The 20736-nt window shown below is 55.3% G+C and carries 17 protein-coding genes; 8 read left to right on the top strand and 9 right to left on the bottom strand.

Annotation, left to right across the window (positions count from 1 at the left end):
- Positions 1-452: 452 nt before the first annotated feature.
- Positions 453-1067: a deoxynucleoside kinase gene (locus A3841_RS00005; RefSeq protein ID WP_073850255.1), complete on the bottom strand. Its 615-nt coding sequence runs from the start codon at positions 1065-1067 to the stop codon at positions 453-455.
- Between the two features lie 257 nt (positions 1068-1324).
- Here A3841_RS00005 and A3841_RS20140 point away from each other — a divergent pair, with 257 nt between their 5' ends.
- Complete coding sequence (locus A3841_RS20140) at positions 1325-1498, top strand: hypothetical protein (RefSeq protein ID WP_170866118.1); 174 nt, start codon at positions 1325-1327, stop codon at positions 1496-1498.
- 75 nt (positions 1499-1573) lie between these two features.
- Here A3841_RS20140 and A3841_RS00010 read toward each other — a convergent pair whose 3' ends face one another.
- The gene (locus A3841_RS00010; RefSeq protein ID WP_073850256.1) at positions 1574-2203 is read right to left on the bottom strand and encodes a hypothetical protein; all 630 of its coding nucleotides are present in this window, start codon (positions 2201-2203) and stop codon (positions 1574-1576) included.
- A 233-nt stretch (positions 2204-2436) separates the two neighbouring features.
- Between A3841_RS00010 and A3841_RS00015 the strand changes: the two genes are divergently transcribed.
- The 4 genes from A3841_RS00015 to A3841_RS00030 all read left to right on the top strand — a co-directional run bounded on the left by A3841_RS00015 (position 2437) and on the right by A3841_RS00030 (position 6733).
- Entirely contained in the window at positions 2437-4878 is a 2442-nt protein-coding gene (locus A3841_RS00015; RefSeq protein ID WP_073850257.1) for a GAF domain-containing protein, read from the top strand.
- 265 nt (positions 4879-5143) lie between these two features.
- Positions 5144-5950 carry a hypothetical protein gene (locus A3841_RS00020; RefSeq protein WP_073850258.1) on the top strand — a complete coding sequence of 269 codons (807 nt, stop codon included), beginning with the start codon at positions 5144-5146 and terminating at the stop codon, positions 5948-5950.
- Positions 5951-6096: 146 nt separating this feature from the next.
- Positions 6097-6321 (top strand): CDGSH iron-sulfur domain-containing protein, encoded by a 225-nt coding sequence (locus A3841_RS00025; protein ID WP_073850259.1) that lies wholly within the window; start codon positions 6097-6099, stop codon positions 6319-6321.
- Positions 6322-6331: 10 nt separating this feature from the next.
- Positions 6332-6733, top strand: a complete 402-nt coding sequence (locus A3841_RS00030; RefSeq protein WP_073850260.1) for a putative signal transducing protein — start codon at positions 6332-6334, stop codon at positions 6731-6733.
- Positions 6734-6782: 49 nt separating this feature from the next.
- Here the strand turns inward: A3841_RS00030 and A3841_RS00035 are convergent, their stop codons facing one another.
- The gene (locus A3841_RS00035) at positions 6783-7037 is read right to left on the bottom strand and encodes an acyl-CoA-binding protein (protein WP_073850261.1); all 255 of its coding nucleotides are present in this window, start codon (positions 7035-7037) and stop codon (positions 6783-6785) included.
- A gap of 167 nt (positions 7038-7204) precedes the next feature.
- Here A3841_RS00035 and A3841_RS00040 point away from each other — a divergent pair, with 167 nt between their 5' ends.
- Entirely contained in the window at positions 7205-9409 is a 2205-nt protein-coding gene (locus tag A3841_RS00040; protein WP_073850262.1) for a S9 family peptidase, read from the top strand.
- 863 nt (positions 9410-10272) lie between these two features.
- Here the strand turns inward: A3841_RS00040 and A3841_RS00045 are convergent.
- From A3841_RS00045 to A3841_RS00060, 4 genes are all read right to left on the bottom strand, one after another.
- Positions 10273-10959, bottom strand: coding sequence for an N-acetylmuramoyl-L-alanine amidase (locus tag A3841_RS00045; RefSeq protein WP_073850263.1), 687 nt, complete (start codon positions 10957-10959; stop codon positions 10273-10275).
- A gap of 43 nt (positions 10960-11002) precedes the next feature.
- Entirely contained in the window at positions 11003-12004 is a 1002-nt protein-coding gene (locus A3841_RS00050) for an N-acetylmuramoyl-L-alanine amidase family protein (RefSeq protein WP_235861225.1), read from the bottom strand.
- A gap of 44 nt (positions 12005-12048) precedes the next feature.
- Entirely contained in the window at positions 12049-12963 is a 915-nt protein-coding gene (locus tag A3841_RS00055; RefSeq protein ID WP_073850264.1) for a serine hydrolase, read from the bottom strand.
- Between the two features lie 76 nt (positions 12964-13039).
- On the bottom strand, positions 13040-14038 hold the full coding sequence (locus A3841_RS00060) for a zinc-binding dehydrogenase (protein WP_073850265.1): 999 nt from the start codon (positions 14036-14038) through the stop codon (positions 13040-13042).
- Between the two features lie 134 nt (positions 14039-14172).
- Between A3841_RS00060 and A3841_RS00065 the strand changes: the two genes are divergently transcribed.
- Positions 14173-14673, top strand: a complete 501-nt coding sequence (locus tag A3841_RS00065; RefSeq protein WP_073850266.1) for a GNAT family N-acetyltransferase — start codon at positions 14173-14175, stop codon at positions 14671-14673.
- 59 nt (positions 14674-14732) lie between these two features.
- On the opposite strand, the gene A3841_RS00070 is transcribed toward A3841_RS00065, so the two are convergent.
- The gene (locus A3841_RS00070) at positions 14733-15956 is read right to left on the bottom strand and encodes a S8 family serine peptidase (protein ID WP_073850267.1); all 1224 of its coding nucleotides are present in this window, start codon (positions 15954-15956) and stop codon (positions 14733-14735) included.
- Between the two features lie 383 nt (positions 15957-16339).
- Here A3841_RS00070 and A3841_RS00075 point away from each other — a divergent pair, with 383 nt between their 5' ends.
- Entirely contained in the window at positions 16340-17116 is a 777-nt protein-coding gene (locus A3841_RS00075; protein ID WP_073850268.1) for a peptidylprolyl isomerase, read from the top strand.
- Positions 17117-18216: 1100 nt separating this feature from the next.
- Here the strand turns inward: A3841_RS00075 and A3841_RS00080 are convergent.
- Complete coding sequence (locus A3841_RS00080) at positions 18217-20676, bottom strand: S9 family peptidase (RefSeq protein WP_073850269.1); 2460 nt, start codon at positions 20674-20676, stop codon at positions 18217-18219.
- Positions 20677-20736 lie beyond the last annotated feature (60 nt).

Genomic DNA, 20736 nt, shown 5'->3' on the forward strand with positions numbered 1-20736 from the left:
GCTGATCCTCTAGTTCCCACAAGCCTACTGTTGCATTTCCTGCTTTGGTGCTCTCCAGCCCGAGAGGGCTCCCCGAAATCCTTCGGGGTAAACTCTCTCGAGCATCGCGCTGGGAGCTTTTCCTACCCTCGTGCCTCGGGCTGCCTCGCCTCCGGCTCGTCACCGGAAAAACTCGCATAGGCGCTCAACCCAAGGACTGGGTATCAGTTCGATAGCTACGACCTTACTGTCATCTCGACCTTTGGGAGAGATCTCTTTTGAATTCCAGCTAGAACCCTCATTTTATTCGGGATGACAGGGAAAGTGGTAAGTATCGCCCCCTCCCCTGATTTTAGGGGAGGGTTGGGGAGGGGTGAAAGCAGGCGTGGTTCGACACGGCGCTGCTAAAAACAAAAAAGGAAGCAACCGCAGCTGCTCCCTCCTTCAGAAGTATAAAAGTATAAACCAAGCCTCTAAAATAGCCCGAACAGCTCGCGCTGTATCCGCTCGATGATGCTTCCCAGGTCCTCTGGGTTTGCCACAAAATCAAGGTTATTGACGTCTACCACCAGTAGCTTGCCCAGATCATAGTTGCCCATCCAGCTGTTGTAATGCTCGTTCAGGTTGCGCAGGTAGTTAATGCTGATGCTGCTTTCGTAGTCGCGGTTGCGCTTCTCTATCTGACCTATCAGCTTCGGCAGGTCGGCCTTCAGGTAGATCATCAGGTCGGGGGCCTTCACCATGCTGATCATGGACTGGAACAGCGCGTGGTAGTTCTCATAGTCGCGCGTGCTCATCAGGCCGGACTGGTGCAGGTTTTTGGCGAAGATGTGGGCATCCTCGTAGATGGTGCGGTCCTGGATCACGTTCTTCTCGACGGCCTGTATCTGCTGCACCTGGTTAAAGCGGCTGTTGAGGAAGTAAACCTGCAGGTGGAAGGCCCAGCGCTCCATGTCCTCGTAGAAATCCTTCAGGTAGGGGTTGTTGTCCACCGCCTCGAGGTATAAATCCCAGTTAAAGTGTTGGGCCAGCTTGGTAGCCAGCGTGGTTTTGCCGGCGCCAATGTTGCCAACTATCGCGATATGCATGGTAAAGTGTTGATTAAAACTTAAGGGTTACAAAAGTAACAGAATTTAGCGCAGCATTATCTACAAATTGCCCACCGGGTTATCAACATTTGGCTGGTAAGTTCGGCATACTATCCGGTGGCATACACCTGCATTTGTTCCCGATGCTTGTAGGATGCCGTGCCATACTTTTAATTTAACTTAGGAGAACCGACCATTCCCTCAACCCATAATTTTCCTGCTCGTAAACTCAAAGTATAACTAAATACTTGAAAGTCATGACAAAAGGACAAGATCAAGACAAAAACAAGTCGCAGAAACCAGAGGCGAAGAAGCAGGGCCAGGAAGGTACCCGCAGCCAGAGCGACCAGCAGAAAGACAAGGGCTCTAGCCAGGGCCGAAGCGACCAGAAAGACCAGTCCGGAGGCAAGAAGGGTCCGAATGCTATGTAAATCAAACTAATCAGAAACAAACAGCCCCGACTTCTATACGGAAGCCGGGGCTGCTGTTTTTATACTTTCATACTTTTAGCGCCGCTCCTTTTTCCGCTCGTCGTACGCGTCTTTGGCCTGCCGGCTTTTCTGCAGCGTGGTAAACTCTACCTGCAGGGCCGCTATCTTTATCTTGTCGCCGGTGCTCAGCAGGTCCAGTACCTCAGCCTTGCGGCTGTTCAGCTCCCCCACCACAAACTCGGCGTAGGCCCAGTCCTGCACGCTCCAGTCCTGGCGGTAGCCGCGGGTATGCTCCAGGGCCCTGTTAAAGGCATCGCGCAGGTGCACGGGCTTGATTTTGCTGATGTTGGTGGTGCCGGTCATCTCGCGCTCCCACCGCTCCAGCTCGCGCCCGTCCAGGTTCACCAGTTCGCCCTCGTGCCGCTCCTCCCAGGCCTCATACTCCCGCTTGTACCCGTTATACTCGTTCCTGGACTTCTCAGAAAGCTTTTTGCTGTTGCTGTCCAGGCTGTAGGTCAGCTCCTTAAACTCTTTCTTTACGGTGGGCCATTCGGCGGCCAGGGTGCTGTCGGCCTGCGTGCTGCGCTGTTGCATCCAGGCGCGCAGATCGGTCAGGTCGCGCTCCAGTTGTGCCTGCGCCTGCGCCATTCCCACTGTCATGACGGCCAGAACAGCTGTCAGCATCCATTTCAAAGGTCTTTTCATAGTAGTTAGGGTTTCCTTATAAACTTTAACAAGCCTCTGCCGTAAATATTGTGCCAGAATTATATTCCCGGGCGGATAAATTTTCCTGCCGCCTGTTGGGCATTGGCGATGGCCCGGTAACAAAAACATAACCTCTGACGCTCCCGGCTGTTTCATACTTATATCCTCAAACCACGTTTAAATCTTGTAGGTATCCAAAAGTATAGCCATACTTTTTGTCCCCAGCACATTATATGACTAAAAACCCAAAAGGCAACTTCCACGAGACGGTGGTCTCCGTAAGCAGCAACGACCATGTGAAGCTGAGCGTAAACGACTTCCCGTTTGAGACCACGCTCAGCCTGGCGCCGCTTCTCTCTTACTGGGAGGACAAGCTGGAGAACGACCCCAATTGCAACGCCGGCCGCCTGCAGGAGCTGATAGCGCTGCTGCGCGGCACGCCTGCGCTCATGGGTTCCATCGAGGATGTCTCGTTGGTGGACAAGCATATGGATACGCTGGACGTGCTGATGGGCGACATTTTTCCGGGGGCGCTGTGGGAGAACGACATCAAGGCCGTGTCGGTGCCGTTCAGGTTTCAGAGCTTTTACGCCACGCCCCGGCTGGAGGAACTGGGCCTGCTGGAGGGCACCGACTCGGCGGAAAGGCTGGAACTGGACCGCAAGACGCTGCTTTCCAGGCTCACGCTGCGGGCCTACACCATTATACTTGCCAAGTTCTACAAGGCTAACTTCATAGTGGATGAGCCCTTTGTGTTCACCACGCACGACAAGTTTACGGGCCTGCCGCGCCATTACAAGGTGGATGTGGACCTGAAGTTTATGGAGGTGAAGGCCAAGGGCGAGGTGAAGCCGCTGAAGGCCCAGCAGATTAACTACCTCATCAACCGCTACAACAACCTGGACAGGTGGATGGAGCTGCTGCCGCCCGATAATTTCGAGTTCAGCGGGTTCGCCATCTTCGACTTTACGGACGTAACCATGGAGCAAACCATCTCCTCGCTCCGCTACGACCTGCTCGACAAGGACTCCGTGAGCACCCGGGAAGGCTTCACGAGCCTGCAGCAAAAGCTGCGCGTGCTCTTTGGCCTGCCAGGCATACGGCTGGGCTTTGCCTCCTGCCCCAACCTGCGCGAGTTCGACACCAGCTACGCCCGCCGCATCTGGAGCGGCCTCATACTTACCCAGGACTGTGAGCTGTCGCTCAGCGACCTGAAGGGCTCTATCTATGAGCCTGTGATGAAGCACGGCAACACCGTGGTGGTAGAGGACCTGAAGGTGCTGCACCACCCCACCCGCATGGAGCAGAAACTGCTGGAGATGGGTATCCGCAACCTCATCATCGCGCCGCTGGAGTATGAGGGCAGCACCATTGGCCTGATGGAGCTCGCCTCGCCCATCCCCGGCGAGCTGAACACCCTCTCCACCATCAAGCTAAAGGAGATACTGCCCCTGTTTGCCCTGGCCATGAACCGGAGCCTGGAGGAACTGCGCAGCAGCATCCAGAGCATCATCAAGGAAAAGTATACCGCCATACACCCGATCGTGGAGTGGCGCTTTACGCAGGCGGCCATTAACCTGCTGGAGAAAATGGAGCGCAACAACAGCCCGGAGATCGAACCCATCATCTTCCGCGACATCTATCCGCTCTACGGCTCCTCCGACATCCGCAGCTCCGCCTCCGAGCGCAACAAGGCCATCCAGGGCGACCTGCTGGAGCAACTGGTGCTGGCCAAAGAGGTTATACTTGCCGTGAAGGACAGGATGCCGCTGGCCATACTTGATGAGCTGATGTTTAAGATAGACAATCTCTCGCTCAGCATTCTGCACGAGCTAAGCTCTGGCGACGAGGTGCTTATACTTGATTTCCTGCGCTCGGAGATCGAGCCGCTGTTTGACTATTTCCTGCGGAAGGAGCCGTCGGCGGAACCGACCGTGCAGGCCTACCGCTCGGCCATCAACAACCCCTACAAGGCTGTCTACAACAAGCGCCGTGCCTACGAGGAAAGCCTGTTCATGATCAACGAGACCATCTCCGGCTTCCTGGACCGGGAGGAGGAGAAGGCGCAGCAGATCTTCCCGCACTACTTCGAGAAGTATAAAACCGATGGCGTGGAGTATAACATCTATATCGGGGCCTCGCTGCTGAACTCCGGCGACTTCCAGCCGATCTACCTAAAGAACATGCGCCTGTGGCAGCTCATGCTGACCTGCGAGATTGCCCGCCGCATACAGAAGCTGCGCGCCGGCCTGAAACTGCCGCTCGAGATAACGCAGCTGATCCTGGTGCACGCCGACCCGATCTCCATCCGCTACAGGCTCGATGAGAAGAAATTTGACGTGGACGGCGCCAACAACATCAGCTACGAGATCATCAAGAAGCGTATCGACAAGGCCTACATTCTCGGCACCGAGGAGCGCCTGACGCAGCCGGGCAAGATCGCCATTGTGTACACCCAGCAGAAGGCCATGCAGGAGTACCTGCGCTACCTGGACTTCCTGCGCTCAGAGGGGTATACCGAAGGGGAGGTGGAGCACCTGGAGGTGGAGGACCTGCAGGGCGTGCAGGGCCTGAAGGCGCTGCGCGTAACCGTGAACCTGAAAGAGGAGCTCCGCCACAACATCGACGCCGGCGACGAGCTGCTGAACATTGCCCGCTCAGCCAGCCTTAACTGAGAAAAGTATAAGTATAAAATATTCTAAATATCATATTTATTAAATAATTTAAACTTTTTTCAGCTAACCGATTAGCCGCAAACCGGACTACAATAACACTGTTTTACAATAACTTACATCACATAAGCAGCACCCAACCAAACAGGCTATAGAATATTTCTTCAGGACAAGTGCAATTTTTTAAAAAAGGATTGCGTTCTCTGTGGGACTTGCGGAACGAAGGCTTCCGCCAAGTGTTGTTTCATCATAATCAACTTTTAGCCCAATGAACCTGAGAAACAAATTTATGCCTGCCCTGCTGATGCTAGGCGTGGTAGCGTTTAGCTCTTGCGAGAAGCAGGAAAACGACTCGATCCAGCCGGAGCTGGAGCAGGGAGTCATCTCCCACATCATGGCAGACTCTGCTGAGGTAACCTCTTACAACTTTGCAGGCAAGCAGCTGAGCCAGGTAAACCACTACGACGTGGAGACAGGCAACCTGGAGAGCTTCGAGAAGTATGAGCGCGACGCTAAGGGGCGCGTTCTGAAAAGCAGCACGTACGCCGGCAGCAGCAAGACCCTTCTTTCGGAGCAGGGCTTTACCTACAACACCAGCGGCCAGCTCACCAAGAGCAGCATGGCCTACTACAGCGGAAGCAAGCTGGAGTACACCGCCTACGCCACCTACGAGTACAACACAGACAACAAGCTTGAGAAAAAATCGATCTTCGAAGGAAAGGACGGAGAAGGGGAAGGCAAGCTGAAGTCCTACACCAGGTTTGAGGTACTGCCAAACGGCAACTACATCCAGGAGAAGCAGTACGTGATCGACGACAAGAGCGAGGCGAAGCTGTTCTCTACCACCACTAACTCTTACGACTCCAGTGTGAACCCGTTCCATACTTTAGCGGAACCCGGCGCTGCCAGCAGCCCGAACAACCTGGTGGCCTCCTCTACCGTGGTGCACAACAGCAAGAAGACCTACAAGTACAGCTATACCTACACCTACGATGAGCGCGGCTACCCGCTGACGCAGACCGTGGAATCGCCGAACGGCAAGAGCGAAACATTCAAGTACCTGTACAGCAACTAGTACCGAAAGAAGCTACATTAACGGCAGCGGCTCCGGGCATTCGCCTGGGGCCGCTGTTGTTTTTATACCAACCATGGCCGCCGCGGCGTTAATGCAGTAATATCCCCGGAAATAGAGTATATTGGGGTACGAAACAACCTAACACCATGTCAAAAACGAGAATAACGGTAAACAGCAACGGATCGCTCCGTGTGGAGGGCGAGGATTTTGAGATTGTAGACAAAGACGGGAACACCTATGGCCTGGGCGGGCGCACGCTCGTTTCCATCTGCCGCTGCGGCCTGTCCAAGAACAAGCCCTTCTGCGACGGTTCCCACAAAGGGCACTTCGAGCACAACGCCGAGGCTTTCGACCTTCCCCCTAAAAAATAACCCATACTGTATGGCTGAGCGCCTGGTAACCATCGCCACGTTTAACGAACTCACGGAGGCACACATCCTCAAGGGCCGCCTGGAGGCAGAGGGTATACTTTGCTTTCTGGGGGATGAGCACATCGTGGGCGTGCACCCTTTTTACTCTGTGGCCGTGGGGGGCGTGAAGCTGAAAGTGACCGAGGGCGACGTGATGGAGGCCAAGGCCATACTTGCCCGCATACAGGAAGGCTCCAGCCAGTTCGACTACGACAGTATAGACATGGCTCCGCCTGTGCAGGAGCAGCCACGGTCCCTCGTCTGCCCCAACTGCGGCTCTGATAACGTAGGGGAGCTCGGCATCCCGATGCCGTTTATGAGCAGGCGCTATACTTGTTATAACTGCAGCCACGCCTGGAAAGAGCGAAAATAGGAAAGGGAGCCCCAGAGGCTCCCTTTTTTGGTTTTATACTTCCGTGCCCTTACCCCACCAACTCATGCACATACTGCACGTACTCCTGGCGGGCGGCGTCCTGGCTCTTGCCCTCCTGCTTCTTCCAGGCATCCCACTTGGCGATGTTCTTAAAATCGAAGCCGCCGGGGCGCTCGGTGTTCACGTCGCCCTCGGTGGCCTGCTTGTACAGGGCGTAAAGTTTCAGCAGCACGTCGTTGCTGGGGCGCTCGGTTAGGGTTTTTGATTTTGCTACAGCGTTCTCGAATTCTTGTTGTGTGGCCATATGCTATACTTTGTCTTAAGGTCTGTGGATGGCTCAAGGTACGAAGAAGAGCGCTGCATGCATAACTTTTAACGTGTTTTGTTTGCCGGGGATTTTATATAAATTTAGACACCCGTAGCAGCACCTGCACGCCTGCTCCCGGACAAGTATAAAAAACGAACCATCCTATGAAATACCCCAAGTCCAAAGCGGCCGCCTCGGCATCGCTTCTTGTCGCCTGCCTAGTGGCGGGCTCTAGCTGCTCGTCCAGCAACACGGGCAACGCCACCACTGCTGCCACTGCGCAGGCCTCTACCGAGGCCACAGCCGCTGAGCCCAGCGCGCCGCAGCCGCCGGTAGCCAAGAAAGAGCCCAAGGAGCTCACCACGCACGGCCACACCCGCATCGACAACTACTACTGGCTCAACGACCGCGAGGACCAGGAGGTGATCGACTACCTGAACGCGGAGAACGCCTACACCCAGAAAATGCTGGGCCACACCGAGGAACTGCAGCAGCAGCTCTACGACGAGATCGTGGGCCGCATCAAGCAGACGGACGAGTCGGTGCCCTACAAGGACAACGGCTACTGGTACTTTGTGCGCTACGAGGAAGGCAAGGAGTACCCGATTTATGCCCGCAAGCAGGGCAGCATGGAGGCAAAGGAGCAGGTGATGCTGAACGCCAACGAGCGCGCTGAGGATAAGAGTTACTACGCCGCCGCCGGCCTGAGCGTGAGCCCGAACAACCAGCTGCTGGCCTTCGGCGAGGACACCGTGAGCCGCCGACAGTACACCATCCGCTTTAAGAACCTGCAGACCGGCGAGCTGCTGCCAGACGCCATCCCGAACACCACCGGCGGCGCTGTGTGGGCCAACGATAATAAGACCGTTTACTACTCAGTGAAGGATCCGGCGCTGCGGTCTTTCAAGATCTTCCGCCACACGCTGGGAACCCCGGCTGAAAAAGACCAGGAGATATTCCACGAGGCCGACGAAACCTTCAGCACGTACGTGTTCAAGACCAAGTCCGATAAGTATATCATGATCGGCAGCCACAGCACCATGGCGCAGGAATACCGCTACCTGGATGCTAACAACCCCAACGGCAAGTTTAAGGTGATACAGCCGCGGGAGCGTGGCCTGGAGTACAGCGTGGACCACTTCGGCGACAACTTCTACATCGTCACCAACAAGGATGGCGCCACCAACTTTAAGCTGATGCAGACGCCGGTAAGCAAGCCGGGCAAGGAGAACTGGAAAGAGCTGCTGCCGCACCGCGAGGATGTGCTGCTGGAGGGCATCGAAATCTTTAAGGATTACCTGGCGCTGCAGGAGCGCAAAAACGGCCTTACCAACATCCGCATCAGAAGCTGGAAAGACCCCAAAACCGATTATTACATCGATTTTGAGGAAGAGGCCTACACCGCCTATATCGGCAACAACCCGGATTTCGACAGCAAGGAGCTGCGCTTCGGCTATACCTCGCTTACCACGCCCTACTCCACCTACGACTACAACATGCAGACAAAGGAGCGTGAGCTGCTGAAGCGCGATGAGGTGGTAGGCGATTTCGACCCGAACAACTATGAGGCCAAGCGTATCTACGCCACCGCCGACGATGGCACCAAGATCCCGGTGTCGCTGGTGTACCGCAAAGGCCTTGACCTGAACGGCGACAACCCGACGCTGCTTTATGCTTACGGCTCTTATGGCAACAGCATGAACCCCAGCTTCAGCTCGGTGCGCCTGAGCCTGCTGGACCGCGGCTTTGTATACGCTATCGCTCACATCCGCGGGGGCCAGGAAATGGGCCGGAAATGGTACGAGGACGGCAAGCTGCTGAAGAAGAAGAACACTTTCACCGACTTTATCGACGCCTCTGAGTTCCTGATCGAGCAGCAGTACACCAATCCGGAGAAACTATTTGCCATGGGCGGCAGCGCCGGCGGCCTGCTGATGGGTGCCGTGGTGAACATGCGCCCCGAGCTCTACAAAGGGGTGATCGCAGCCGTGCCGTTTGTGGACGTGGTCACCACGATGCTCGACACCAGCATTCCGCTGACCACCGGCGAGTTTGACGAATGGGGTAACCCGGCCGAGAAGCAGTACTATGACTACATGCTCTCTTACTCGCCTTACGACAACGTAGAGGCCAAGGCATACCCGAACATGCTCGTGACCACCGGCCTGCACGACTCGCAGGTGCAGTACTGGGAGCCCGCCAAGTGGGTAGCCAAGCTGCGCGAGATGAAGACCGATGATAACATGCTGCTGCTGCACACCAACATGGAAGCCGGCCACGGCGGTGCCTCCGGCCGTTTCCAGCGCTACAAGGAGACTGCCCTGCAGTATGCCTTCCTGCTGAACCTACTGGAGCAGGAGAACCAATAAGCAGGAAGTATAATACGTATAAAAAAGGGAGGCGGGCCGAATGGTCCGCCTCCCTTTTTTATACGTGCCTCAGCAGTCATACTATAATCGCTGCCAGACTTATACTTTGGCCATACTTTATACTTCAATTATACTTTACTTACTGCTCTCTCCGATTTGCAATCCAAAAGCATGGCAAAGGCCTTGGCAATTTTCGCTGTTCCGGACATTCTTATCCGGAACCAATTCTGCTGCGAATCTCCCGATCCGCGGAAGCTATACTTATACTTGTCAGTTTATACTTAGTGCTATGCTTTTATACTTTGCTGGCGCAAGCGTCCGCTTGTGCCTCTACTAGCTGCCGCTGATCCTGTAGGCTTACAAGCCTATCATTGCATTTCTGACTTTGGTGCTCTCAAGCCCGAGAGGCCTCGCCTTCGGGCATCGCGCTGTGTTCCCTTCCTTTGCTCCTAACGTCGCAATGCCCTTACGGGCACCGGAATCTCACAAGGCGCTCAACCCAAAGGCTGGGATCAGTTCGATAGCCGCTGCCATTGCTATAGAACAAGTATAAGTCCTCCTTGGAAGGGGGCAGGGGGATGTAATCGCCTGCTGAAAATTCCCCTCCTCGGAGGGGCTAGGGGTAGGTTTATACTTGTAGGGACAGGTCGCGACCTGTCCGCGCAATACCAGCAGCTATAAAACTTAAACTTTAGCCAAAGTAGTTACGGGCTCCCCTCCTTAGCCAAGGAGGGGTAGGGGTGGTTGGCCCACATAACGAACAGCTCCCTCCCCTGTTCTTAGGGGAGGGTTGGGGAGGGGTGATTCTGTGCTGGGGTGGTTGGACCCGCCATTACAAAAAGCAAACGCAGCCCCTCCCCAACTCAAGACTTAGGAGAACCTTTCAGCCCCAAATCTTTTACCCTTTCCCGTATCTTTTGCATGAAATCTTCGCCTGGATCTACCTTTTTGGTTCTGTAACCGGCATCCACCTCCTTCCAGAGCGGGTGGCCCTCAAAGTCCTGGTACTCGTAGTGCCCGATCAGGTACTCGATGTCATACTTGCTTTTCAGGTAACGCACCAGGTCCTCGTTGGCTTTTAGCTGTGCTTTGGTCATGCCTTCCTTGCCGCCTCCTACGTTCTCTACGCCAATGGCACAGTGGTTCAGGCCGATGACGTGGCGGGCAAAGGCTGTGTCCGGAAGCTGGCGGTACACAGTGCCGTCGCGGTCTACCAGGAACTGGGCCGACACGTTCAGGCTACTGGCGGAGCCGATCTCGGTACGGGCACCAGGCAGCAGGGTCGGGTTCATGGCCGCAAAGGACCTTTCGAGCGTGGGGATGGCCGTCCAGTGGAGCACGATCATTTTAGGTTGGATGTAAGGCGCGTCCTGCTTCATATTATACCGGGCCTCCAAGTACTCCAGCGAAAGCTGCTGGCGCTCCTCATCAAAAACAATCGGTTTTTCCAGGATCTGGAACGCTGGCCCGGCGCAGGCACTTAGGAAGTATAAACCGACGGTGCCCGCCTTTATAGTTATACCCCTCCACAACGCTGTGTGTAGTTTCATCAACATTTGGTTTAAAGTATGATTCGTAAAGTATGATGCTGAATTATTCTATGCTTGTCCGCACATAGTGCTCCCTTGCCCTGGTAGCTTCCACAAGTGCCTCATCAGGTTTACCCAGTTGCTCCAAAAGTATGGCCCTGTAGACATGGCATTGCGCGGCCACGTACGAATCCGGGAACGAGCGGGCCGAGCGCGTGAACAACTCATAGGCTTGCTGCCAGGAGGTTGTGTCCTGATGCTCCATCAGTTCCAGGCCTTTTACATAATCCTGGTGCCAGAGCCGGGCGGTTTTGCTCATACGCTCGGCCTCCTGGAAAGCCCGGAAGGACGGAAGATTTACCACGGAGTTTTTAGGAAGTATAGCCGGAACAGGCTCGCCTAAAAACTCCTCCAGCGCCGCCACGTAAGCCTGCGCCTCCCGGCGGTTATACTTTTTCTTCTTCAGCCGCCTCTCCTCAGCTGCGTTGGTAAAGAACGATGCCTCCGCAATCACACCGGGAATCCCGTAGGTATCGCGCAGCACTTTGGTGCCCGCGGTGGCAAATATGGTGTGGTCCGATACCAGGCTTACCGGTGTGCTGCCCTGATACAGGTGCTGGCTGAGCGCTTGGGCCACATCCTTGCCTAAAGCCACGCTCGCTTCGTTCTCTGAGGCGTTCCCATGAAAGTAGATGATCGGGAAGTTTACATTTGGGTCTGCCGTGGCGTTGTGGTGCACCGAGAGAAACACGTCGGCCCGGTTCTCCATAGCCAGTTTGGCCCGTTCCGCCAGCGGAATGTCATCGTCGGCAGTACGTGTCATGAGTACTTTAGCCCCCTTCTTTTCGAGCATTTTCTGCAGCAGCAGCGCCACCCGCAGATTTATCCACTCTTCGCGCTCGCCAGCGGGCCCGGCGCGGTAACTGTCCGTCGCAGCTGTTCCGCCATGCCCGGCATCCAGGCAAATAATTTTACCGGCCAGCGGGCTTTGCTGCTTCTGGGCGAGTATGGGCTGGCAGTATACGGCACTAAGTATAAACAGCAGGAAAGTAAAGCGTTTCATCATCACAACCCAAGTATAAAGTATGACTAAAGTATAAAGTCGGCCTCTTATTTAATCAGCTTCGGATCTACGTAGGTGCCGTAGCGGGTGGCGTTGCCCATACGCCAGAAATACTGGTAAAGCACCTCTGACAGCTGTTCCACCGTTTCTTCCGCTTGCCCCTTCACTTTATAGCTTTCCATCACGGCCACGGCATAAGGCCGCTCAGGCAGCAGCACGATTGCCCACTCCGTCGATACGCCGTTCAGCACACCCGGCTTAAAGGCAATCGGCACCGCATCGGGGATGCCGGCGGCCAGCCTGCTCGTCTGGCGGTCCGTTCTCTTAAGTATAGAGATGATTTCCTTGGAAGTGGCTTTGCTGATGAATTCGCCCTTGTAGAGCAGCTGCAGTATCCTGGCCGCATCGGCCGGGGTAGACAAATTCTCCTCGCCCCTGCCGGAGGCGGCGGCGTTGATCATTTTCCGCTGCACCAGCGTCTGCTTCGCCCCTAGCCCGCGCAGCATGGCGTTAATCTCCTTCATGCTTACCAGGTCGATGAGGGAGTTGGTGGCGGTATTATCACTCAGCGTGATCATCAGCACGCCCAGGTCATAAATACTCGTAGACGGCATTGTTTTCAGGTCTTTCAGGACGCCGGTTCCTCCCACCACATCCGCAGGGGAAACTTTCCTTATATCAGTAAGCGAGAACCTTCCCTCGTGCGCCTGTTGGTACACGTTCATCAGGATGGGAATCTTGATGGCACTGGCCTGCGGGAACACCACATCCGGGTTAAAAGCGAACGTATCGCCTGAAGTAAGGTCTACCGCCACGAGCCCGGTAACGGCCGGCGAGCGGCTGATGATGTCGTGCAGCTGTTTCTCGGTTTGTTGCCGCAGCACCTTGTGGGCAGAAGTCTGTGCCATAGCATTTATACTTAGCAATAACAGCACAAGGCCGATGAGGGAGAATTTCTTCATACTCTAAATATAGCAAAAAGAAAGTCCTCCCGAAAAGAAGGACTTGGGGTATACTTTAAAAACAACCCATAGCCATCTACCCCACCTGCAGCACGATCTTGCCGAACTGCTTGCCGGCCTCCATGTAGCGCATGGCCTCCTCGGCTTTCTCAAGCAGGTACACAATGTCCACCACCGGCCGGATCTCCTTCTCCTCTACCAGCTTCACCATGTCGGCGAAGTCCTGGGCGGTGCCCATGGTGCTGCCGAAGATGGAGAGCTGCTTCCAGAAAATCTCTGCCGGGTTGATTTGCCCGATCAAGCCGGTGGTGCCGCCGTAGATACCGATGCGCCCGCCCGGCCTGGCCAGCTTCACCAGCTGCACAAAACCCTCCCCGGCTGCACTGTCGATCAGCACGTCAAAGCCGCCGGTTTGCTCCTTCAGCACCTTGCCCCAGTTCTCTGTTTTATAGTTTATACCTCCGGCTGCGCCTAAATCCATAGCCAGGCTGATTTTCTCCTCCGTCCCTGACGTGACCCATACTTCGGCGCCGGCGGCAAGTGCAAACTGTATGGCCAGCAGGGCCACGCCGCCTCCTGCCCCCGTTACCAGCACCCGCTCGCCGGGCTGCAGCTGGCATTTGGTGAACAGCGCGCGGTACGCTGTTACGCCGGCCAGCGGCAGGGCGGCAGCCTCCTCAAAGCTCAGGTGCAGCGGCTTCTGATACAGGTTGGCGGCGGGTACTTTCACATACTCGGCAAAGGCCCCTTGTTCCGGCATGCCCAGTATCCTGAACTTCTCTGAATGCGCCCGTGGGTTGTCGCCCCAATCGACGGAGGGATCCACGAATACTTCCTGGCCCTGCCACATCGCATCTACGCCCTCGCCCAGTTCTGCCACCACCCCGGCGCAATCGGAGCCAAGTATGGCGGGGTATTTCTTGATGAAGTAGCGTCCCTTCTGGATCCATACGTCGCGGCGGTTCAGGGAGGCCGCCTTTACCAGCACCACCACCTCGCCGGGACCAGCCGTGGGCTTCTCTGTATCTATTATCGTGAATGGCTTGTTGATATCCTCTAAGTACACTGCTTTCATACGTGCTGCATTTTTGAGTTGATACGCGCTTGTACTAACAAAGATAGGGTTTCCGGGAAGAGTTGAAAGCATGGCGCGCATTGCCATTTATACGTGCAGCGCCTATCTTGCAGGCAGCGATTAAATGCAGACGTATGAGCACAAGCCACCTTATCCGCCAGGCCACCGCCTCCGACCTCCCCACCCTGATGCAACTGGCAGCGGCCACCTGGGAGCCCACCTACGGCAGCATCCTCTCCAAAGAGCAGATAGACTATATGTTTGGGGAAATCTATAGCAGGGAGGCACTGGAACGGCAGATGCAGGAGGGGCAGACGTTTCTGATCGTAGAGGAATCTGCGGAGCCTGTGGGCTTTGCGTCCTTCTCTGTGAAAGACGAGTCCGGGAAAGTATACAAGCTCAACAAGATTTACCTGCTGCCCCAGACGCAGGGCAAGGGCTTGGGCAAACTGCTGCTGCAGGCCGTGGAGCAGCAGGTGCAGCAACTGGGCGCCGCCATCCTGGACCTGAACGTGAACCGCCACAACCCGGCCCAAGGCTTTTATGAGCGCTGCGGTTACCAGGTGCACCACGAGGAGGACATCCCGATCGGCCCTTACTGGATGAATGATTACGTCATGCGCAAAAGGCTGTAAACAAGAAAAGGGCGGCCTGAGGCCGCCCTTTAAATAACTCACTTTAAACTTATACTTGCCTAGCGGTGTGCAATTGGATCTGCGGTACCGTCCGGGTCGCCGTTAACATAACCATCCGTGGCGATGTTGCCCAGCAATAGCAGGCCAGCCACGTGCGGAGACGCCATAGACGTGCCGCTGATAGTATTGTAGGCGCCACCTTTCCAGGTAGAGTTGATGCTCACACCTGGTGCGCAGAAGTCCACCGGCGGGTTGCCATAGTTAGAGAACGAGGCAAAGCGATCGTTGGCATCCATGGCAGACACCGTGTAGATGTTGGCATGGTTGGCACGGGCCGGGGATGAGTTGTTGGCGTTTGTGCTCTCGTTTCCGGCAGCCAGGGCAAACTTAATGCCTTTGGAGGCGGCAGCCACCACAGCGTCGTCCAGGGCCTGCGAAACAGGTCCGCCAAGGCTCATGTTCGCCGCGTCGCCGGACTTGCCGTTGGCAGCCACGTAATCCACACCGGCGATCACACCGGAGTAAGAACCGCTACCGCGCGAGTCGAGCACCTTAACGGCTACCACCGTCGCGTCGTAGGCCACACCCAGCACACCTACCGTGTTGTTTTTAGCAGCGATCGTGCCGGCTACGTGCGTGCCGTGTCCGTTACCGTCGTCAGCTGAACCGGCATCTCTGCCAGAGGTGAACATCGTTACGCTTCGGGCCACGTCCACGTTCAAGTCTGGGTGGTCCAGGTCGATGCCTGTGTCGATTACCCAGGCCGTTTTACCGGCGCCGCTTCCGCTGCCCACACGCGTAATGCCGTAAGGCACCGTCTGGCCGGCAGAACCGCCACCGCCACCTGTGCCTGGCTTAGCCAGCATCACGATTCTGTCTGGCTCCACGTAATCCACGCGCGGGTCCTGGCGCAGCTTAGAGGCCTCCTCGGCAGACATTTCCACGGCAACACCTTTTATAGCCTGGCCGTAAGCCTGCTCCACTTTAAAGTTGCTGATGCCGTTCTCCGCCATGATGTTTTTGCTGAAGTCACGCACCATTTCTACACGCTGCTCGTAAGTGGCACCCTCGCTTGCGCGGAGGTTGGTACCATTCTTATATACAACAATGTACTTGCCAGCGATAATTGCACCATTCTGGCTTTCGGCCTGAAACTCGGCCACTGGTTCTGCCCCCTCGCCGGACTCATTGTCGCAGGCGGTAAAGGTGCAGGAGAAAGTTACTGCTGCCGCTCCCAGCATAACGGAGCGCATTACACTTTTGAAATGTAATTTGTTTTTCATGTGAGAAAAAATTAAGGTGAGATAAAAATTATTTAATAGAACATGGTTTCTAAAGTATTGATATTGGATATTATGCGCAAATAATTTTATAAAAATATTTTTCCACACTATATAGAATTTGCGTTATAAGGCTGTCAGCGCATTTTCCTGCCAGCCCTTATTTGCATTATTTTCCCGAGACATTTTACCTGCTGCTGCACAACCTATACCCTCTGTTATTGCCTGTGCAACCACCTCTATACGGGTTTGTATTTAAGCGGGACAACATCAATTCTAACTTATTAGAAAATTACAAAAAATCGAATTGAATCTCCCCGAGAAAACATCGCTCCCTGTAACACTATATAGCTAAAAACGATTACCTTTAAGTAAACCAGAAAAGTATGAGCACTATGAGAAAGAAGTTCTTATCCTGCCTTGGCCGCCCACTGCTGCTGGCCGCCTGCCTGCTGCCCCTGTTCAGTTGCAACAAAACTGCTGACGAAACCAACGGCGAGGCCACGGAAGCCACAACCGAAGCGGAGCAGACCCTGGAGCCGCTAACCTCCGAGAACGTAGTGGCCAAGCTGGAGGAGTTTGGCCGCAGCAACCCCGACAGCCTGGCCGTGATCACCACCCGCCACGGAAGTATAAAGGTGCGCCTCTACAAGGACACACCGCTGCACCGCGCCAACTTCGTGCGCCTCACCAAAGCCGGCTTCTACGACCAGGGCGAGTTTTACCGCGTGGTGAAGGGCTTTGCCGTGCAGGGCGGCGATTCTGATGAGCGCGAGATGAAGCAGGGTGCCTACAAGATTCCGCAGGAGTTTAACCCCAAACACATCCACAAGCGCGGCGCCCTGGCCATGGCCCGCTACGGCGACGAGCGCAATCCCGACAAGGAATCCTCCTCCCACAACTTCTACATCGTAACCGGGGCGCCGGTGTCGAAGGAGGAACTGCTGGCCTTTGAGCAAAAACACGGCATTGACTATACTCCGGAGCAGGAGAAAGTCTACCTGTCCATCGGCGGCGAGCCGGGGCTGGACACTGAGTACACTGTTTTCGGCGAGGTAGTGGAAGGCATGGATGTGGTGGAGAAGATTGAGCAGGAGCCGGTGGATGCTTCCGACTGGCCCCGCCAGATTGTGCCGCACACTATAAAGATCGTGAACGAGTAAGTTTTATACTTTTGTTGATAGAGGAAACAGCGCTGCAGTTTTGCAGCGCTGTTTTATTTATACCTGGTGGTGCAGGGCGAAACTTATACTTGTCTGCATCAGGATTTTCAGGGTGGAAGGATGGACAGGATTTTGAACTTAGGTTATACTTTTCCTCCCGATTTATACTTCATCTAAACTTTTATGCCTGCTTTTTTCCATGGTGCAAGTCTTCAGACTTGTATCCTACTATGGCGTCGGGTTTGCAACCCGACTGGCTTGAAAAGCCATACTTTATACTTGAGCTATACTTTCATACTTGCGCTGGCGCAAGCGTCCGCTTGTGCCTTTTAATCCTTGAGTCATACTTCATACTTCGGCTATACTTTGGCTATACTTGATTTATACTTTCTTAGCCGCTGCTTCCTGCTTTTTGACACCAGCTATACTTGCTAGCTGCCGCTGATCCTCAGTCTTACAAACGTATCGTATCATTTCGAGCTTTGGCTCCCTCAAGGCCGGGAGGCCTCGCCTTTGGGCATCGCGCTGGGAGCTTTTCCTGCCCTCGTGCCTCGGGCTGCCTCGCTATCGCTCGTCACCGGAAAAACTCGCATAGGCGCTCAACCCAAAGGCTGGAATCAGGTCGATAGCTCCCGCTGACTAAGCTTGAACAGAGCTCCCTCCCCTGTTTTTAGGGGAGGGCTGGGGTGGGGTTCGTGTAGGGACAGGTCGCGACCTGTCCGTGCGATAGCTGTGGAAATGAAACTCATACTTTGGCAACAGTAATTACAGGGCTCCCCTCCTTGGTTAAGTCTAGGATCCCGGACTTGTTCCGGGGGAAGGGCAAGGGGTGGTTGGACCCGGTACTACGTAGCCGGATAAACAGCATACAAACGCGGAAAAGCCAGCCCTATACTTCATACTTCAATCATACTTACTGATTTGAGCTGTATTTATACTTGCCTTGCCACTTTATACTTTATACCTGCTCTTATACTTGAGCCATACTTCCTACTTGCTTCCGCCATACTTTCATAGGCACTTTATGGCTTATGGCATAAACAAAAACGCCCCGGCTATAAAGTATAACCGGGGCGTTTGTATAAGAATAAACCAGCTGCTTACTGCACCTGGCGGTTTTTCACGTACTTCTCCAGCCACTGGTCCATCTCCCAGAGCATGTGCAGCACCGACTCCTTGGCGCGGTAGCCGTGGCTCTCGGCGGGCAGGAACACGAGGCGGGCGGTGGCGCCGTGGCCTTTCAGGGCGTTGTAGAAGCGCTCGCTCTGCACCGGGAAGGTACCCGAGTTATTATCGGCCTCGCCATGAATGAGCAGGATCGGCTCGTTTACCTTGTTGGCAAAGGAGAACGGCGACATCTGGAAGTATACTTCGGGGGCATCCCAGTACGTGCGTTCCTCGGCCTGGAACCCGAACGGCGTCAGGGTGCGGTTGTAGGCCCCGCTGCGCGCGATACCCGCGGCAAACAGGTCGGAGTGCGCCAGCAGGTTACCGGTCATAAACGCGCCGTACGAGTGGCCACCCACGGCCACTCGCTTCGGGTCGGCCACGCCCATCTTCACCACTTCATCAATAGCGGCCTTGGCGCTGGACACCAGCTGCTGCACGTAGGTGTCGTTTGGCTGGGCGTCGCCCTCGCCCACAATCGGAATATCCGTGCGGTCGAGGATGGCGTAGCCCTGCGTTACCCAGAACAGCGGCGAACCCCAGCTGATGCGCGTGAACTCATAAGGCGAGCTTTTCACCTGACCGGCGGCAGAGGCATCCTTGAACTCGCGCGGGTAGGCCCACAGCAGCATCGGCAGCGGTGCATCGCCTTTTTTGTAGTCTTTCGGCAAGTATAAAATGGCCGTCAGGTTCACACCGTCCTCTCGCTTATACTGCAGCATTTGCTTCTGCACGCCCTCCAGTTGCGGCGTAGGGTGCGGGAAGTTGGTTACCTGCGTCAGCTTCTTGCCGTCGATGTCGCGCACAAAGTAGTTAGGCGGGTCGTTTTCAGACTCCCTTCTGGTGATGATCTTCTTGTCCTTCAGGTCGATGATATCCACCGGGCGCTCATAGTATGGCGCTTCCGATCTCCAGAGAATATCCGCCTTCTTCGACTTCAAATTAAACTCGCTCACAAACGGACGATTCCCCTCCGGCGAGCCGCCCTCGGAGATCATGTAGATGTTTTGCTTTTTCTTATCCGTCAGCAGCACGCTGCGGCCATACTTGTTCTTGGTGAACACCGGCGAGCCCGGGTCGTTGTAGTTGTCCTCGTAAGAGCGCTCGATCAGCACAGTGGCTTTGGCCGCCGGTTTGGAAGGATTCACCAGCGTGCTGCGCTCCTGGCGAGTTTTCCACCAGCGCTCGCTCACAAGGGCCATATCCTCACCCCACATCACGCCACGGTACCGGTATTTGGTAGCGGCCAGCTGCGTTGGCTTTCCGCTGAAAGGAGCATCCAGCATGTACACATGGTCGCGCACGGCAGCCTCTTTGTTCGCATCGCCGCCGTCCTGCGCCTCGGCCCAATACAACGTGGCCGGTTTATCTGGTCGCCAGTTATAGTTGCGCGGGCCTTTGGCCACGGCGTCAAAGGCAATCGGAATATCCTCGGCCAGTGGCAGCTGCGCCAGCTCCTTCACTTTCTGTCCGTTGCGGCTCCATACTTCCACCTTGTAAGGAAAATAGTAATGCGGCACCAGGTATGAGTAAGGTTTCTGGATGGTCTGCACCAGCAGGTACTGCCCGTCCGGCGAGGTATCTATACTTTTGATGATGCCTGCCTCCCCTATCGGCTCCTGCTTTCCGTCCACAGAAACCAGCTTGAGCTGCGTCTGCATGTAGTAATCAAATAATTGCTCGTCGTTGCGGTTCTTCAGCAAATCCTGGTAGGTGCGGGATGGTTTGGCCTTGCCGATGTTTTGCTGGATGGTGGGTCCGGCTGGCACATGCGAGGCCTTCGGCATTTCGCCGCGCTGCGCATCCACAAACTTCACCACCAGCGTTCTACTGTCCGACAGCCACTCGAACGGACTGCCGCTGTAGGCATCGTTTATCACAGCCTCTGTTAGCTTCTTCGCCTCTCTAGCTCCCAGGTCGGCAATCCAGAGCTCTATGCCATTGGCTTTGGTGTTGGTGAAGGCCACATATTTCTCGTCCGGCGACCAGGTAACGTTGGCGAGCTGCGCGTTCTGCGGCAAGCCTTTAATCGCAAACTCGTCGGCGTTGCTCACCTTCTTTAGCTTCAGGCCATTGTAGTAGTAGCCGCGGCTCGGGCCGTTGGTGGCGGGGTTAATGCGTATGCCGGCCAGGCGGCTCTCCGGTGCCGACACCTCCTCTATACTGGGGTAGCCCGGGCTCTCGAGCAGCAGCATCCAATCGCCTTTGGCACTTATACTTACGGCCGGGGTATTCGGTGCCTCAATGATGGCTGCGATGGTTTCGGGTGGGCGCTGGTAGCCGGTGTTAGGATCCTGCGCCAGTGCAGCAGGGGCAGCCCCGCCGCCTAACAGCAGCAGGCACAGCAGGTGTGCAGCCAGGCGCCGGGCGGCTTTGGTTTTTGTAAGGTTCATGTCAGATTTAATAAGGTTAGTGAAGTATGAATAAATAGACTAACAGCATAGCCTATAGTT

The organism is Pontibacter flavimaris (genome assembly GCF_001907195.1).
GTDB lineage: Bacteria > Bacteroidota > Bacteroidia > Cytophagales > Hymenobacteraceae > Pontibacter > Pontibacter flavimaris.